14 protein-coding genes and 1 pseudogene are annotated in these 16440 nt (G+C 72.8%); 14 read left to right on the plus strand and 1 reads right to left on the minus strand.

The features are described from left to right. Positions 1 to 55: 55 nt before the first annotated feature. The 12 genes and pseudogenes from OP18_RS00170 to OP18_RS00230 all read left to right on the plus strand — a co-directional run. Entirely contained in the window at positions 56 to 757 is a 702-nt protein-coding gene (locus tag OP18_RS00170; RefSeq protein WP_033356594.1) for a YggS family pyridoxal phosphate-dependent enzyme, read from the plus strand. Between the two features lie 126 nt (positions 758 to 883). After that, positions 884 to 1648 carry a cell division protein SepF gene (locus tag OP18_RS00175; RefSeq protein ID WP_033356914.1) on the plus strand — a complete coding sequence of 255 codons (765 nt, stop codon included), beginning with the start codon at positions 884 to 886 and terminating at the stop codon, positions 1646 to 1648. An 18-nt stretch (positions 1649 to 1666) separates the two neighbouring features. After that, positions 1667 to 1972: a YggT family protein gene (locus OP18_RS00180; protein ID WP_033356596.1), complete on the plus strand. Its 306-nt coding sequence runs from the start codon at positions 1667 to 1669 to the stop codon at positions 1970 to 1972. A 49-nt stretch (positions 1973 to 2021) separates the two neighbouring features. Beyond that, on the plus strand, positions 2022 to 2810 hold the full coding sequence (locus tag OP18_RS00185; RefSeq protein ID WP_033356597.1) for a DivIVA domain-containing protein: 789 nt from the start codon (positions 2022 to 2024) through the stop codon (positions 2808 to 2810). A 189-nt stretch (positions 2811 to 2999) separates the two neighbouring features. Further along, positions 3000 to 3839 (plus strand): hypothetical protein, encoded by an 840-nt coding sequence (locus tag OP18_RS51855; protein WP_052386009.1) that lies wholly within the window; start codon positions 3000 to 3002, stop codon positions 3837 to 3839. A 53-nt stretch (positions 3840 to 3892) separates the two neighbouring features. Beyond that, a complete protein-coding gene (locus OP18_RS00200) occupies positions 3893 to 4189 on the plus strand; it encodes a DUF167 domain-containing protein (RefSeq protein WP_033356598.1) in 297 nt (98 codons plus the stop codon). Then, positions 4186 to 5688 carry a potassium/proton antiporter gene (locus OP18_RS00205; protein ID WP_033356600.1) on the plus strand — a complete coding sequence of 501 codons (1503 nt, stop codon included), beginning with the start codon at positions 4186 to 4188 and terminating at the stop codon, positions 5686 to 5688. Before OP18_RS00200 ends, OP18_RS00205 begins: the two co-directional genes overlap by 4 nt. Positions 5689 to 6073: 385 nt before the next feature. Further along, positions 6074 to 6490 carry a TraR/DksA family transcriptional regulator gene (locus OP18_RS00210; RefSeq protein ID WP_033356601.1) on the plus strand — a complete coding sequence of 139 codons (417 nt, stop codon included), beginning with the start codon at positions 6074 to 6076 and terminating at the stop codon, positions 6488 to 6490. A gap of 68 nt (positions 6491 to 6558) precedes the next feature. Next, positions 6559 to 7107: a signal peptidase II gene (gene lspA / locus OP18_RS00215; RefSeq protein ID WP_279327120.1), complete on the plus strand. Its 549-nt coding sequence runs from the start codon at positions 6559 to 6561 to the stop codon at positions 7105 to 7107. Beyond that, positions 7100 to 8023: an RluA family pseudouridine synthase gene (locus OP18_RS00220; protein WP_033356602.1), complete on the plus strand. Its 924-nt coding sequence runs from the start codon at positions 7100 to 7102 to the stop codon at positions 8021 to 8023. Before lspA ends, OP18_RS00220 begins: the two co-directional genes overlap by 8 nt. A 45-nt stretch (positions 8024 to 8068) precedes the next feature. Then, positions 8069 to 8857, plus strand: coding sequence for a hypothetical protein (locus OP18_RS00225; RefSeq protein WP_052386010.1), 789 nt, complete (start codon positions 8069 to 8071; stop codon positions 8855 to 8857). A 436-nt stretch (positions 8858 to 9293) separates the two neighbouring features. Further along, a pseudogene (locus OP18_RS00230) lies at positions 9294 to 10076 on the plus strand (MinD/ParA family ATP-binding protein); the annotation flags it as partial. Here the strand turns inward: OP18_RS00230 and OP18_RS00235 are convergent. Further along, the gene (locus OP18_RS00235; protein WP_081970109.1) at positions 10064 to 11410 is read right to left on the minus strand and encodes a transaminase; all 1347 of its coding nucleotides are present in this window, start codon (positions 11408 to 11410) and stop codon (positions 10064 to 10066) included. The pseudogene OP18_RS00230 and the gene OP18_RS00235 overlap by 13 nt on opposite strands. A gap of 48 nt (positions 11411 to 11458) precedes the next feature. Between OP18_RS00235 and dnaE the strand changes: the two genes are divergently transcribed. Further along, positions 11459 to 15379, plus strand: coding sequence for a DNA polymerase III subunit alpha (gene dnaE, locus OP18_RS00240; RefSeq protein WP_081970111.1), 3921 nt, complete (start codon positions 11459 to 11461; stop codon positions 15377 to 15379). After that, positions 15376 to 16440: a DUF2567 domain-containing protein gene (locus OP18_RS51860; RefSeq protein ID WP_052386011.1), complete on the plus strand. Its 1065-nt coding sequence runs from the start codon at positions 15376 to 15378 to the stop codon at positions 16438 to 16440. The genes dnaE and OP18_RS51860 overlap by 4 nt, the downstream gene beginning before the upstream one ends.

Here is a 16440-nt window from a genome sequence, read left to right on the forward strand (position 1 = left end):
AATCGGGTGGGTCCCTCGGGACCCACCCGGTTTCGTTTCGGCGTTGGAGGGTCATATGGGTGATGCACGGACCGAGGAGATCGGGCGCAACCTGGCCGCGGTCCGCGAACGCATCGCCGCGGCCTGCAAGGCGGCCGGGCGGGAGCCTGAGGAGGTCACGCTGGTCGCGGTCACCAAGACCTACCCCGCGCAGGACGTGGCCCGGCTGGCCGCCCTCGGCGTGCTCGACGTCGGGGAGAACCGGGACCAGGAGGCGGCACCGAAGGCCGCCGCCGGTCCGCCCGGCCTGCGCTGGCACTTCATCGGCCAACTGCAGCGCAACAAGGCCCGCTCGGTGGCGTCGTACGCGTCGGTCGTGCACTCCGTGGACAGCCTGCGCCTGGTGGACGCGCTCACCGACGCCGCGGTGCGGGCGGAGCGCGACACGCCGCTGGACGTCCTCGTCCAGGTGAGCCTCGACGACGACGCGCACCGTGGCGGCGCGGTCACCGGCGCGGTCGAACAGGTGGCCGAATCGGTCGCGGCGAGCCCGGCACTGCGCCTCAAAGGCGTGATGGCGGTCGCCCCGCTGGACTGGGAACCGGACGCCGCATTCGGTCGCCTCGCCGACGTATCCGCGCGGTTGCGGGTCGCCTTTCCCGGCGCGGACTGGATTTCCGCGGGCATGAGCGAGGACCTGGAATCAGCGATTTCGCACGGCTCGACACATGTCCGTGTCGGTAGCGCATTGCTCGGAAATCGACCCCCGCTGGGGTAGCCTGGCCGCGGGAACGGAAAAACTACACGGGTGTGGTTCTGCGCCGGCGGGGCGGTGTCGCACCAGGTGATCGGTGGCACCGACAACGGGGGGAAGTGCCGCATGGCGGTGGACGGAGGAGCGCGGATGGGTGCTCTGCGCAGGGCGGGCGTATGGCTCGGGCTCGTCGAGGACGAGGACGAGCGCGGTTACGACGACCGTCACTACCGGGGTTACGGTGACGACTTCGCCGACGACGAGGACGACGTCGACGAGGTGCCGGCGCCGCGCGCCCGCACGACGTCCGACCGACTCTCCGCCTCGGACCGGCTCTCCGAGCGGCTCTCGGCCTCCGACCGGCTGTCGGACCGGCTGGCGGGCTCCGAGCGGCTGGCCGACCGGCTCGCCACGTCCGAGCGGCTGACCGCCTCGGAGCGCCTCGCGGCGTCGGAGCGGCTGACCGCGTCCGAGCGGCTCTCGGCCGCCGAGCGCGACGCGGCCGCGAGCCGCAGCACCGTGCGGTCGATCACCCGACCCACGACCGTCAGCTACCCGACACGGGACAACCTGGCACTCGCGCCCCAGACGTCGACGAGGGAGCGGCCGGTGGTGGAGGAAGAAGCGGACGACCGTCGCTACGCGATCACGACGCTGCACCCGACGACGTACAACGAGGCCCGCACCATCGGTGAGCACTTCCGTGACGGCCACCCGGTGATCATGAACCTGACCGAAATGGACGAGGCGGACGCCAAGCGTTTGGTCGACTTCGCGGCAGGGCTCGTTTTCGGCCTGCGTGGTAACTTCGAGCGGGTGACCAACCGAGTCTTCCTGCTCTCTCCGGCAAATGTCCAGGTCACCGCAGAGGACAAAGCTAAGATCGCCGAGGGCGGGTTCTTCAACCAGAGCTGATGCGAGGACTCAACGGCCGTGGTGTCCATCACCCTGCAGATCGTGTATCTGCTGCTCTACCTGTTCCTGGTGGTGCTCCTCGCGCGCTTTGTCATGGGCTACGTGATGCAGTTCAGCCGCCGCTGGCAACCGGGCCGGGGTGCCGCGGCCGCCCTCGAAGTGGTGTGGAGCGTCACCGATCCGCCGCTCAAAGCGTTGAGGCGGGTGATCCGTCCGCTGCGTATTGGTACCGTGGCCGTGGACCTGTCTTCGCTTGTGCTGCTGGTTATCCTGTTCGTGCTGATGAACGTCGTGGTAAGGCAACTGATCGGGGTGTTCTCGTGACCCGCCCCGCTCGGCGGCCACGCGGCCGCAACTGACCCGAGGAGTTTCGATGCCGCTGACCCCGGCCGACGTCCACAACGTCGCCTTCAAGAAGCCCCCCATCGGTAAACGGGGGTATGACGAGGAGGAGGTCGACGCCTTCCTCGACGAGGTCGAGCGCGAGCTCGCCCGGCTGATTGAGGAGAACAACGAGCTGCGCGCGCAGCTCGAACGCGGTGGCGGCGGCCGCGCCCCCGCCGGCCCCGGCGGCGGTGACCCGCGCCTGGCGGCGGAGCTCGCCGACCTGAAGACGCAGTTCGAGCGCGTCCAGCGGGAGAAGCAGTCCGCCGAGCAGGCCGCCCGCGGCATGCAGCAGGAGCTCGACCAGATCCGCTCGCAGGGCGGACCGGCCGGCGGCGACGGCGAGCAGCAGGCGCTCCGCGTGCTGATGATGGCCCAGCGCACCGCCGACGACCACGTGTCCGACGCCCGCCGCGAGGCCGACAAGCTGCTGTCCGACGCGCGCACCAAGGCCGAGGAGGTCACCCGCGACGCGCGGGCGAAGGCCGACGCGCTCGAGCGCGACGCCCGCCAGCGCCACCAGGAGGCCATGGGCGGCCTGGACGCCAAGCGCACCGCGCTGCAGAAGCACATCGAGGAGCTCAAGCAGTTCGAGCGGGAGTACCGGACCCGCCTGAAGGCCTACCTGGAGAGCCAGCTGCGCGACCTCACCGGCCGCGAGCAGAGCCTCGAGGCCGAGATGGCCGCCCGCAACGAGGGCGCGACCCGCGCCGCCGGCGGCGGTGCCGGCCTCGCCACGGCGGGCCTCGCCGGTGGCTACGAGGGCGCCGGGCGCTGACCCCGCCCGCCAGGTGACCAGCACAGAGCACTGATCCGACACGCCGGTCAATGCGACACGCGGCGCCCCAGCCGAAAATCGGCTGGGGCGCCGGTCGCTATCCGGGGTCTCGTTCGTTGTACGGGCGAGAGACACTCGCCCGGGTATGTGTGCAGCATGTGCCGGGTTCAGCTTGCGGAGGGGTAGGCCGTGATCGTCGGAAGTCTGCTGCTGATCGTCGTGGCCGTGGGCCTGCTCGTGGTGGGCCTGCTGCAAGGCGCTGACGCGCTGCTGGTGGCGTCGATCGGCGCGAGCCTCCTCGCGGCGGTCGCGCTCATCGTCGGCGGCCGGCAGGCCGCCGCGGCCCGCTCGTCGCGCACCGCCCGCACCGGCCGGCAGGTGCCCTCCGACGAGCGCTACGACCCGTTCGAGTCGCGGCTGGACGCCGACACGGCGCGGGAGGCGCGCCAGCCCGTCGGTGCCGGCGCCCGCACCGGCGGCACCACCTACGGCCGCGGTGCCGGCGGCGCGACCCGCGTCGGCGGCAGCGGGAGAACCGACACCAACCTGCCCCCGGCCGACGAGACCGCGGTCACGGCGCCGGTGCGCGACGAGCCCCGCGACGAGCGGGCCGTGCCGCAGCAGCCGGACGTGCCGTTCGAGGAGTACCCGGCGGCCGCCGCCGGCGACTGGTCCGTCGATGGTGAGGAGTACGGCCAGGACGTCGACCGCGGCCAGAACCACGGCCAGGACCGCGGCCAGGGCCCGGGGCAGGAGTACGGGCAGGAGTACGGCGACGAGTACGACGACGAGGACCCGGAGGACGAGCCGCCGGTCCAGGCGTCGTCCGCCGCCGACATCGCCCGCGTCTCGACGATGACCGACGAGGTGCTCGTCATCGACGGCCGCCCCCGCTACCACGTGCGCGGCTGCGTGCACCTGCTCGGCCGGGAGAGCGAGCCGCTGCCGGTCGGCGAGGCGGTCGAGCTCGGCTTCACGCCGTGCAGCGGCTGCGAGCCCAACGACGTGATCCTGGCCGGTCGCGCCTGATGCCCACCGGTCCGGGCGATCGTCCACGATCGGGTGAACCTTCACAATGAGGTATGCCCACCATCGCGATCCGCGTGAGGCCCGGTGCCTCGCGCACCGCGGTCGGCGGTAGCCACCCCGGCCCGTACGGCCCCGCGCTGGTCGTCGCCGTCGGGGCCCGGCCGGTCGACGGCCAGGCCACCGAGGCCGCGCTGAAGGCCCTCGCCGAGGCGCTGCGGGTGCGGCCCTCGGCGCTGCGCCTCAAGGCCGGCGCGGCCAGCCGGGACAAGCTCGTCGAGCTGCCCGACGGCCACGCCGACCGCGTCGCCGCGCTGATGGATCCGGACCCCGCGAAACGCGGCGCGCATTGAGCCACGAGCTCAACCTGGCGCTGCTGATCGGTGCGGCGGTGCTGCTGGTCTGCGTCGGCGCGGTGCGCCTGTCCGTGCGCCTCGGCCTGCCCAGCCTCCTGGTGTACCTGCTGCTCGGGGTCGTGCTGGGCGAGTCCGGATTCGGCATCAACTTCGAGAACGCGGAGCTGACCCGGACCCTCGGCATCTGCGCCCTCGTGGTGATCATCGCCGAGGGCGGGCTGACCGCCCGCTGGTCGACGCTGCGCCCGGTGCTGGGTCCGGCGGTGGTGCTGTCGACGGCCGGTGTCGCGGTCAGCGTCGCCGTCGTCGGCGTGATCACGCACTACGCGCTGGGCGTCGGCTGGCAGCAGGCGCTGCTGTACGGGGCGGTGCTGTCCTCGACCGACGCCGCCGCGGTGTTCTCCACCCTGCGCCGGATGCCGGTGCGGCCGCGGCTCGCCGCGATCCTGGAGGCGGAGTCCGGCATCAACGACGCCCCCGTGGTGATCCTGGTGGTGCTGCTGTCGCTGCCGGCGGGGATCACCGCGCCGTGGTGGCACGAACTGGGCCTGGTCGTCTACGAGCTGATCGCCGGCGGCGCGATCGGCCTCGTCGTCGGGCTCGGCGGTGCCTGGGCGCTGCGCCGGGCCGCGTTGCCGTCCGCCGGCCTGTACCCCCTCGCGGCCGTCGGGCTCACCGTGCTCGCCTACGCGGTCGGCTCGGTCGCGCACGCGTCGGGCTTCCTCGCCGTGTACGTCACCGGCGTCGTGCTCGGCAACGCGCGCCTGCCGCACCGGCGGGCCATGCTCGGTTTCGCCGACGGGCTGGCGTGGCTCGCGCAGATCGGGCTGTTCGTGCTGCTCGGCCTGCTCGCCTCGCCCAGCCAGCTCGGCGCGGCGGTGGTGCCGGCCCTGGTCGTCGGGCTGGTCCTGATCCTGCTCGCCCGGCCGCTGTCGGTGCTGGCCAGCGTCACCCCGTTCCGGTACGGCTGGCGCGACCAGGCGTTCCTGTCCTGGGCGGGGCTGCGCGGCGCGGTGCCGGTCGTGCTGGCCACCATCCCGCTGTCGGCCGGCCTGCCGGGCGCCCAGACGGTGTTCAACGTCGTGTTCGTGCTGGTCGTGGTGTTCACCGCGGTGCAAGGGGTGACCCTGCCACCGGTCGCGAAGCGCCTCGGCGTGGCGGCGCCCGGCGAGACCACCGACCTGCAGGTCGAGTCGGCGCCGCTGGAGCGGATGGGCGCCGACCTGCTGCAACTGGAGGTACCACCCGGCTCGAAGCTCAACGGCGTGCACGTGGACGAGCTACGATTGCCTGTCGGCGCGGTCGTGACGCTGGTCCTGCGCGACGGCGGCGCGTTCGTGCCGGAGCCGCAGACCCGCCTCAAGACCCGCGACAGCCTGCTGATCGTGGCCACGGAGCAGGTGCGTGACTCGGCCGAGCGCAGGCTGCGCGCGGTGAGCAGGCGCGGAAGACTCGCCCGCTGGTTTGCCGAAGATGGCGAGGATCGGCGCCAATAACTGATCCAATTGGTCGGAATGCGTGTGGCATGTTTGTCGGACGCGTGTACATTCCGTATTCTTGCCAGCCACTGGAGTGCGCGACGGCGCGTCGCGCGCCCATTTTGCATCTGGGGGAGCCATGGCCGAGCGAGCGGGTGGCGTGCCGAACGGCAGGTCCGCGAGCACCGCCGGGCAGCACGACGCCGCTGATGTGACGCAAGCGACCACTGTGACAACAGCACAGAAACGCGGCACACGGCAAGCGGCGGCTCGGGGGAGCACCAGCACCACGTCGGCGCGAAGCAAGCGCGGCAACACTGGGGGGCTTGCGGACGACGCGAGCGGCTCAGGCATCACATCCAACACGTCGCCGATCGCCGCCCGTGCGGCCAAGGGAGCCACGATGGCCAAGACCGCCGAAACGAAGACCACCGCGGCGAAGGCCGCCCGGGGCACGCGCACCGCGGCCGAGACGGAGAAGATCCGGGTCGCGCTGATCGAGCGGCGCGACGAGCTCAAGGCCGAGCACGACCAGACCCTCGCGGAGATCGCCGAGCTGCAGCAGCACCGGCTCACCGACTCCGCCGGTGACGACCAGGCCGACACCGGCACCAAGACGTTCGAGCGCGAGCAGGAGATCACCCTCGCCAACAACATCCTGGAGCGGGTCAACCAGGTCGAGCGCGCACTTGAGCGGCTCGACGAGGGCGGCTACGGCTGGTGTGAGAAGTGCGGCAACGCGATCCCGGTCGAGCGGCTGGCCGCGTTCCCGTCGGCTACGCTCTGCGTCACCTGCAAGCAGTTGGAGGAGCGGCGCTGACCACCCAGGACGACATCACCACGATCACCCCTCGCGGCAGCAGGCGCAGAGCCTGGGGGCTCTTCGGCATCGTCGCGGTCGTGGTGATCGGCATCGACCTCGCGGTGAAGGAGTGGACCACCTCCGTCATCGCGCACCGCGAGCCGTTGAAAGTGCTCGGCGGCCTGATCTACGTGATCTACACGAGGAACAGCGGCGCCGCGTTCAGCATGTTCAGTGACCTGACGTGGATCTTCCCGATCATCGCCACGGCGGTGATCGGGTGGCTGCTCGTCATGGTCCGCACGACGTCGTCGGTGCCGTGGGCGGTCGCCCTGGGCCTCATCTTCGGCGGCGCCGCGGGCAACCTCGGCGACCGGATCTTCCGGGCGCCGAAGCCGTTCCACGGTCACGTCGTGGACATGTTCAGCTTCCTCGACGACCACGCCGGGCACTTCCCGGTGTTCAACATCGCCGACTCGGCGCTCACCGTCGGCGTGGCGCTGGCGATCCTGCTCGAGTTCACCGGCCGGCGCCGCGACGGCCTGCGCGCCCCGAAGGGCGAGTTCGCCCGCTCCGAACCGCTCGGGAACCTGCTGCCGGACCCCACCAAGGACCGGGGCGGACGCGATGCGTGAGACCCGGTCGCTGCCGGTGCCCGACGGCCTGGACGGCACCCGCCTGGACCAGGCCCTGACCCGGCTGTTCGGCTTCAGCCGGACCGTCGCCGCGGCGCTGGTCGAGGCCGGTGACGTCGCCGTCGACGGGCAGGTGCGCCCGAAGTCGGACAAGGTCGCCGCCGGGGCCTGGCTGGAGGTCACGCTGCCCGCGCCGCCGTCCGCGGTCGCCGTCGAGGCGGTCCCGGTCGACGGGCTGCGCGTCGTGTACAGCGACGACGACATCGTCGTGGTCGACAAGCCGGTCGGCGTGGCCGCGCACCCCAGCCCCGGCTGGACGGGGCCGACCGTCATCGGCGGTCTCGCCGCGATGGGGCTCACGATCGCGACCAGCGGCGCCGCTGAGCGGCAGGGGGTCGTGCACCGGCTCGACGTCGGCACCACCGGTCTCATGGTGGTCGCGAAGAGCGAGGCGGCCTACAGCACCCTCAAGCGGGCGTTCAAGGAGCGCGAGGTCGAGAAGCGCTACCACGCGGTCGTCCAGGGCCACCCGGACCCGCTGCGCGGCACGATCGACGCCCCGATCGACCGGCACCCCGGGCACGACTACAAGTTCGCGGTCGTCTCCGGCGGCCGGCCCAGCGTCACCCACTACGACACGATCGAGGCGTTTCCGGCGGCGAGCCTGCTCGACGTGAAGCTGGAGACCGGCCGCACCCATCAGATCCGGGTGCACTTCTCGGCGCTGCGGCACCCGTGCGTCGGCGACGTCACGTACGGCGCCGACCCGACGCTGTCGGCCCGGCTGCGGCTCAGCAGGCAGTGGCTGCACGCCCGGGAGCTGGGCTTCCTCCACCCGCGCAGTGGCGAGTACGTGTCGTTCATCAGCGACTACCCGCCGGATCTCGCCGCCGCCCTGGAGATTCTCGCGGCCTGACCCCGGCACCGCCGTGCAAGTTGCCTGTGCGACGCTCGAACTGCGATGAACCTTCTTCAACGGCTCGACCAGCGGCTGCTGCCCGCCGCCGGTGACGTCCTCGCCCGGCTCTTCCGGGGTGCGGTGCGGCTGCGCGCCTTCACCACCGCGGTCGCCGTGGTCGCGGTGACGGCGACCCTGCTGGTCGTGCACGGCGCGCAGGAGCACCAGCGCAGCGACCCGTCGCTCGGTGACGTGCTGCGCGTCGGCGTCGACGAGGGCGGCTCCATTCCCGTGTACGTGCGGCGCGCCGCCGACGAGCTGGCCGCCCTGCAGGGCGAGCAGTCCGTGTACGCGTTGGTCTCGTTCACGGCGTACCTGGGCCCCGACCGGTTGCCGCCGGTCCTCGCCGGGGTGGCGCTGTCCAGCGTGTTCGCCCGGGTGCCGCTGCCGGGCACGCAGACGGAGCTGGTCCGCCTCGGCGCCTACGAGGTGCCCGCGGACGTGGTCGCCGCGATGGACGCGACCGCCGCGCGCAAGGCGGAGGAGGCGGTGCACTACCGGCAGCTGCTCGACAAGGCCGCCAACCAGCCCGGCGACGTGCGCGCCGTGTACCTCGACGGGGCGATCATCGCGGACAAGGAGGCCACCGCGTACCGGGCGCACTGCTCGTGCGTCTACGCCGCGGTGATCTACGCCGCGCCGGCCGGCCTGCGGGCCGTCGCCGCCCGCCCGGAGACCCGGGCCGTCGATCCGATCACCGACCTGCGCCGCCTCGACAGGACGGTGTTCCTGCCGCCGCTGCCGGAGCAGACACAGGTCGCGGGCCCGATCGCGTCCTCCACACCGTCGTGAGGCGATATCCCTTCGGCCTGTCGGGCAGTTGATGCAGGGGATGGGCGCGCAGGTGTGGTCCGAATAGTGTTCGGTCCGTAGCCTGGGGTACGGGTGGAACGCTGCGGTGTGAGGGAGGGCCAGCGTGGCTGAGCGGGCCGATGCCAGTTGGGACAGGTCCTCGGAGCCGCCCGCCCGTTGGCGCTCGCTGCTGGACCGGGCGCTGCTCGGCCGGTCAAGCCCGAGTGATCTGGATTACGACGGAAGGTTCCAGCGCCCCAGCGCCCCATATCCGCCCGCGCGGCCCTACGATGACGAGCCAATGCATCCCAACGGCGCCCGCCCGCTCACCGACGCCCCACCACAGCGTCGGGCGGATCTCTATGACTCCCGTCGAGGCCCTCAGGTGGAGTACCAGACCCGCCCGGTGGACCCGACCGAGCAGATGGTGCAAATTCTGCGCCAGGAGATCCCTTCGCCGAAGGTCCTCGCCTTCGCCAACCCGAAGGGCGGGGTGCACAAGACGACCGCGACCGTGCTGACCGCCGCCACCATCGGCAGCGTCCGCGGCAAGGGCGTGATCGCCTGGGACGACAACGAGCTGCGCGGCACCCTCGGCCTGCGCGCCGGCAGCGCCCGGCACGCCCGGACCATCCGGCACCTCATCGCCGACCTCGTCCGGGTCGAGAACGCCTCCGGCTACGACCTGTACGACCAGCTCGACGACTACCTGCGGCACGCCTCCGACGGCTCCTACGACGTGCTCGCCGGCGAGGAGAACCCGCGCTTCGCGCAGCGGCTCGACCCGTACACGGTGAAGCGCGTCCTGGAGCTGCTGCGCCGCACCCACGACGTGATCTGCGTCGACACCGGCAACAACGTGGAGAGCCCCAACTGGCAGACCGTCCTGCAGTCCGCGGACCAGCTGGTCGTCACCAGCGTGCCGCGGGAGGACGCGGCGTTCACCGCCGACTGGATGCTCGACCTGCTCGACGAGGCCGGCATGGACGAGCTGGTCGCCAACGCGGTCACGCTGCTGTCCTGCCCGACGCCGAACCCGACGCCGCTCATCGACGACCTGGCCGGGCACTTCCGCACCCGGACCAGGGCCGTCGTCGTCGTGCCCTACGACCCGGCGCTGGAGAGCGGCTCCAACATCGAGTACGCGATGCTGGCGCCGGCGACGAAGCGCGCCTGGCTGCGGGCGGCGGCCGTGATGATGGACCCCTACGCGCGCTGAAGCTCGCTGACCGCCGCTTCGAACACCGTCTCGTGCAGGTCCACCTGCTGCGCCGTGGTGTCCGGGGACATCAGGGCCATGTTGTGGAACGGGGTGAGCAGGATGCCCCGGTTCGCCAGGTAGACGTGCAGGTAGTCCTCCAGGTCCGGGTCGGCGTTCGCGGCGGACTCGGTGCCGGTGCGCGGGGCCGGGTTCGCGAAGCGGTACTCGACCCGGGCGCCGAGCCGGCTCACCGACCACGGCAGGGCGTGGGCGTCGATGACCCGCTGCACACCGTCGGCGAAGCGGACCGCGAGGGCCTCCATCCGGGCGAACGCCTCGTCGGTCAGCACGTGCTCCAGCGTGGCCCGGGCCGCGGCGACCGACAGCGCGTTGCCGGCCAGGGTGCCGCCGACCCCGCCCATGTCGACCAGATCCAGGTCACGCATCCCGGCGGCCCGCTCGGCGATCTCCCGTGAGATGCCGTACGCGGCGGCCGGGATCCCGCCGCCGATCGCCTTGCCGATGGTGACGACGTCCGGCCGCAGGCCCCACCGTCTCGTGGCGCCGCCCGGCCCGGCGGAGAACGTGTGCGTCTCGTCGTTGACCAGGTACGTGCCGTGCCGCCTGGTCAGCTCCCGCACGCCGTCGAGGTAGCCGGGCTCGGGCAGCACGATGCCGATGTTGGTCAGCGCCGGCTCCATCACCACCGCGGCGACGTCACCGTGCGCCAGCTCCCGGGCCAGCCCCTCCAGGTCGTTGAACTCCGCGACCCGGCTGGTCAGCGTCACGTCGCAGGGGGCGCCGACGTTGCCGTCGCGGCTGCGCGGCCCGTCCCCGCCGGTCACGATCAGCGACTCGTCGACGGAGCCGTGGTAGCAGTAGCTGTTGAACAGGATCTTCGGCCGGCCGGTGACCGCCCGCAGCAGCCGGATCGCCCAGCGGTTGGCGTCGGTCGCGCTCAGCGCGAAGCTCCACTCGCTGACCCCGAACCGCCTGGTCAGCTCCTCGCCGACCCACGCCGCGTCCGGGGTCGGCAGCATCGCGCAGGCGCCGTCGGCGAAGCGTGCCTGCACCGCGGCGGCCACCGGCGCCGGCGCGTGACCGGCCATCGCCGCCGTGTCGCCCAGGCAGAGGTCGACGTACTCGTGGCCGTCGACGTCGGTCAGCGTCGCGCCCCGGGCGGTGGCCAGGTAGAGCGGGAAGCCGGCGGCGTTCTTGTTCATCCACGTCATCGGTACCCGGCCGAACAGGTGCCCGGCGCGGGCGTACTCGGCGGCGGAGCGGGGGTTGCGGTCGGCGAAGGCGGCACGCTCGCGGCGCAGCAGCGCGCCCAGACGGTCACGGTCGATCATGCCGTGGAGTCTCGCAAAGTGTCGTACCCCGGGGATAGGTTCTGCGACGTGGGGGAGTCGTTCGCACATCTGCACGTGCACACCGAGTATTCGATGCTGGACGGGGCCGCCAGGCTGGGCTCGCTGTTCGCGTCGGCGGCCGCGCTCGGCCAGCCCGCGCTCGCCATGACCGACCACGGCAACATGTTCGGCGCCTACGACTTCCACCGGCAGGCCGCCGCCGCGGGGGTCAAGCCGATCCTCGGCATCGAGGCCTACCTGACGCCCGGCACCCACCGCGGCGACCGCACCCGGGTCCGCTGGGCGGCCGGCGGCGAGGACGACGTGTCCGGCGGCGGTGCCTACACGCACCTGACGCTGCTCGCCGCCGACGCCTCCGGCCTGCGCAATCTCTTCCGCCTGTCGTCGCGTTCCAGCATCGAGGGCTATTTCTACAAGCCCCGCGCCGACCGGGAGCTGCTGGCCGAGTGCTCGGAGGGGGTCGTCGCCACCACCGGCTGCCCCTCGGGCGAGGTGCAGACGTGGCTGCGCATCGGCGACTTCGAGCGGGCCTGCGCCGCGGCGGCCGAGCTGCGCGACATCTTCGGCCCCGGCAACCTGTATCTGGAGCTGATGGACCACGGCCTGGGCATCGAGACCCGCGTCCGGCGGGACCTGCTGCGGCTCGGCAAGCGGCTCGGGCTGACCCCGGTCGCGACCAACGACCTGCACTACACGCACCCCGGCGACGCCGACGCCCACGAGGTGCTGCTGTGCGTGCAGTCCGCGACGACCCTCGCCGACCCGAAGCGGTTCAAGTTCGACGCCCGCGACTTCTACCTCAAATCGGCTGAGGAGATGCGCGCGCTGTGGGACGCCGAGGTCCCCGGCGCGTGCGACGCCACGCTCGCCATCGCCGAGCGGGTCGGGTCCTACGACGCCGTGTTCGCCCACCGGGACCTGATGCCCCGGTTCCCGGTGCCCGACGGCGAGACCGAGGACTCGTGGCTGCGCACCGAGGTCATGCGGGGTTTGGCCCGGCGGTTCCCGGCCGGGGTGCCGGCGCAGCACGCCCGGCAGGCCGACTACGAGCTGTCCGTGATCAGCAGCATGGGCTATCCGGGCTACTTCCTCGTCGTCGCCGACCTGGTCGCCTACGCCCGCCGGTCCGGGATCCGGGTCGGCCCCGGCCGCGGCTCCGCCGCCGGCGCCCTCATCGCCTACGCCCTCGACATCACCCAGCTCGACCCGTTGCGGCACGGGCTGCTCTTCGAGCGGTTCCTCAACCCCGAGCGGGTCAGCATGCCCGACATCGACATGGACTTCGACGAGCGCCGCCGCGGCGAGGTCATCCGCTATGCCACCGAGCGCTATGGCGAGGACCGGGTCTCGCAGATCATCACGTTCGGCACGATCAAGGCCAAGGCCGCGATCAAGGACTCGGCGCGGGTGCTCGGCCTGCCGTTCTCCGTCGGTGAGCGGATCACCAAGGTGGTGCCGCCGCCGGTGCTGGGCCGCGACATGCCGCTCAGCGGCGCCTTCGACCCCGCCCACCCGCGCTACCCGGAGGCCGCCGAGCTGCGCCGGCTGTATGAGGCCGAGCCCGAGGTCCGCACCGTCGTGGACACCGCCCGGGGCCTCGAAGGCCTCAAACGGCAGTGGGGTGTGCACGCCGCCGGGGTCATCCTGTCCCGCGAGCCGCTGCTGGACGTCCTGCCGATCCAGCGCCGCGAGCAGGACGGCGCGATCATCACCCAGTGGGACATGGGCGCCTGCGAGGACATCGGCCTGCTCAAGATGGACCTGCTCGGCCTGCGCAACCTCACCGTCCTCGACGACGCGCTCGAGGCGATCCGGCAGAACCGGGGCGTCGACCTCGCCGTCGAGGACGTGCCGCTGGACGACCCGGCGACCTATGCGCTGCTGTCGCGCGGCGACACGATCGGCGTCTTCCAGTTCGACGGCGGCCCGGTCCGCGCGCTGCTGCGCTCGATGGCGCCGGACACGTTCGCCGACATCTCCGCCGTCGGCGCGCTCTACCGGCCGGGTCCGATGGGGGCCAACGCGCACAACGAATACGCCGACCGCAAGAACGGCCGGCGTCCCGTCACGCCGATCCACCCCGAGCTGGCCGAGCCCCTCGCGGACATCCTCGGCGACACCTACGGCCTGATCGTCTACCAGGAGCAGGTCATGGCGATCGCGCAGCGCGTCGCCGGCTACTCCCTCGGCGCCGCCGACCTGCTGCGCCGCGCCATGGGCAAGAAGAAGAAGGAGATCCTCGACCGGGAGTTCGCGCCGTTCTCGGCGGGGATGCGCGAGCGCGGCTACTCCGCCGACGCGATCCGGACCCTGTGGGACCTGCTCGTGCCGTTCTCCGACTACGCGTTCAACAAGGCGCACAGCGCGGCCTACGGGCTCGTCGCCTACTGGACGGCCTACCTGAAGGCCAACTATCCGGCCGAGTACATGAGCGGGCTGCTCACCTCGACCGGCGGCGACAAGGACCGCTCCGCGTTCTACCTCGCCGAGTGCCGGCGCATGGGGATCAGGGTCCTGCCGCCCGACGTCAACGCCTCCCAGGGCCGCTTCTCCGCCGTCGGCGCCGACGTCCGCTTCGGGCTCAGCGCCGTGCGCAACGTCGGGCCGGCGGTCGTCGCGGCGATCGTGCGGGCCCGGCCGTATCGCGACTTCTACGACTTCCTCGCCAAGGTCGACCAGGTCGTGTGCAACAAGAAGACGATCGAGTCGCTGATCAAGGCGGGCGCGTTCGACTCGCTCGGCCACACCCGCCGCGGCCTGCTCGCCGTGCACGCCGACGCGGTCGAGGCGGTCATGACGACCAAGCGCAACGAGGCCATCGGGCAGTTCGACCTCTTCGGCGGGCACGCCGCGATCCACGCGTCACCGCCGATCCCGGCGATCGAGTGGGGCAAGGCGGAGCGGCTCGCCTTCGAGCGGGAGATGCTCGGCCTGTATGTCTCCGACCACCCGCTGCGGGGCCTGGAGCCGGTGCTGCGGCGGGCCGCCGACCGGTCCGTGGCCGCGCTCGCCGACGAGGACGCCGTGCCCGACGGGGCGACCGTGACCCTCGCCGGGATCCTGTCCGGCGTGCAGCGGCGGGTCACCCGGCAGGGCCGGCCGTGGGCGTCGGCGACCCTGGAGGACCTGGACGGCTCGGTCGAGGTCATGTTCTTCCCCAACACGTATGAGCAGGTCGGGGAGCACGTCACCGAGGACGCGGTGGTGGCGGTGCGGGGTCGGGTCGACCGCCGCGAGGAGGCGCCCCGCCTGATGGCGAGCGACCTGGGGCTGCCGGACCTGACGGTGACGCCGCCGCCGTCCGGTGACGCGCCGCCTGACGTTTCCGCGGCGTCGCCGGACCTGCCACCGGGCTCGACGTCGGGTTCGTCGTCGGGTTCGTCGTCGGGTTCGTCGTCGGGTTCGTCGTCGGGTTCGTCGTCGGGTTCGTCGTCGGGCTCGTCGTCGGGTTCGTCGTCGGGTTCGTCGTCGGGTCCGCCGGTGGCGGGTTCGGCGGGGGTGGGCGGGGCGCTGGTGCTCTCGCTGGAGCCGCAGCGGTGCACCACGCCGCTGGTGACGCGGCTGCGTGAGGTCGTCGCCCGGCACCCCGGCGACACGGAGGTGCAGGTCCAGCTGGTCAACGGCGAGCGGCGGACCCTGCTCGGGATCGGCCCGCAGTGCGTGACGGTGTCGGCCGGGCTCCTCGCGGAGCTGGCGGCGCTGCTCGGCCCGGCTGCGGTGCCCCTGCCGCCGGGCGGCGTCCCGGCGCTGCCCGGCTCGCCGCCGGCGCCGGCCCGCCTGCACGCCCCGCCGACCGCGGCGGCACCCCTCGCGACCGTGGCGCACCCGGCGACCCGGCCGGTCCCGGCGGCCGCACCGGCCACGGCCATCCCGGCCCCGGCGCCGGCCGCGCCGGGCGGTGGCACGGGTCGGGGCACGGGGGCGGCGCCTGGCAGGATGGGATGGTGAGCATCGCCCCGATCGAGCCGATCGACCAGCCGGAGCTGCCCAAGCCGTCGCTGCCGCGGCGCCGGTCACCGGGCCTGGAGGTCCTCTTCGGGCTGGTCGTCGCCGTGGTGGTCGCCGCGTTCGGGGCGCCGATCGGGCTGCTGTGGTCGTGGGTGGCGCCGAAGGTCGAGCTGGTGCAGACGCCGTACGGCCCGTACCCGGTCGACGGTGAGCCCGAGGGCTACTTCGCCGACGACGGCTGGTTCATGATCATCGGGGTGGTGGCCGGCATCCTCCTGGCGGTCGTCGCCTGGATCGTCCTGCGCCGCTACCGTGGCCCGATCGTCCTCGCCGGCCTGGTCGTCGGCTCCGCGGCCGGCGCGGCCCTCGCCGCCTGGCTCGGCAACAAGGTCGGCTACGCGCACTATCTCGACCTGGTCGAGCACGCCCCGGTGGACACCCGCATCCTCCGTCCGGCGAAGGTCCGCGCCGGCGAGGCGGGCCTGCTGTACGGTGCCATCCCCTGGGTGCGGGGCTCGCTGCTCATCCAGGCGATCGCGGCCGCGGTCGTCTACACGGGCCTCGCCGGCTTCCACGCCTCGCCCACGCTCACCTACGACCCGGACCCGATGCCGCCGTTCGATCCCGCGTACCACCCCGCGTATGCCGGGTACCCGTACGGTGACCCCGCCCAGCAGCCGCCCGCCTACGGCCCGGCCGGTGCCGGCCCGTGGCCGGGCGCCGGGTCCTGGCCCGAGGGCGGCCCGGCGGCCGATCTGCCCGGCGGCGGGCCGGTGAGCGGTCAGCCGGTCGGGCAGCAGCCGCCGTCCGGGCTCGTCGACCTGCACAAGCCGGGGTCGGGGCCGTCCGCGGAGGGCGGCCCTGCCACCTTCGACGGCGGCGCCACCGCGGAGCACGCCGGCCCCGCGTCGCCGTCTCCCGCGTCACCGCCGGGTCCCGCGTCACCGCCGGGTCCCGCGTCGCCGGCGGGTCCCCCGTCGTCGCCGGGTGTCGCCTCGCCCGGTTCCGCGTCGCCCGGCCCCGCGTCGCCGGCCGCCTCCGAGGAGTGGCGGGCGCCGTGA

This window comes from Dactylosporangium aurantiacum, assembly GCF_000716715.1.
GTDB lineage: Bacteria > Actinomycetota > Actinomycetes > Mycobacteriales > Micromonosporaceae > Dactylosporangium > Dactylosporangium aurantiacum.

Coding starts and splice junctions, on each gene's coding strand:
- OP18_RS00170 (WP_033356594.1), top strand. CDS start 56: ATGGGTGATGCACGGACCGAGGAGATCGGGCGCAACCTGGCCGCGGTC.
- OP18_RS00175 (WP_033356914.1), top strand. CDS start 884: ATGGGTGCTCTGCGCAGGGCGGGCGTATGGCTCGGGCTCGTCGAGGAC.
- OP18_RS00185 (WP_033356597.1), top strand. CDS start 2,022: ATGCCGCTGACCCCGGCCGACGTCCACAACGTCGCCTTCAAGAAGCCC.
- OP18_RS00200 (WP_033356598.1), top strand. CDS start 3,893: ATGCCCACCATCGCGATCCGCGTGAGGCCCGGTGCCTCGCGCACCGCG.
- OP18_RS00210 (WP_033356601.1), top strand. CDS start 6,074: ATGGCCAAGACCGCCGAAACGAAGACCACCGCGGCGAAGGCCGCCCGG.
- OP18_RS00220 (WP_033356602.1), top strand. CDS start 7,100: ATGCGTGAGACCCGGTCGCTGCCGGTGCCCGACGGCCTGGACGGCACC.
- OP18_RS00225 (WP_052386010.1), top strand. CDS start 8,069: ATGAACCTTCTTCAACGGCTCGACCAGCGGCTGCTGCCCGCCGCCGGT.
- OP18_RS00235 (WP_081970109.1), bottom strand. CDS start 11,410: ATGATCGACCGTGACCGTCTGGGCGCGCTGCTGCGCCGCGAGCGTGCC.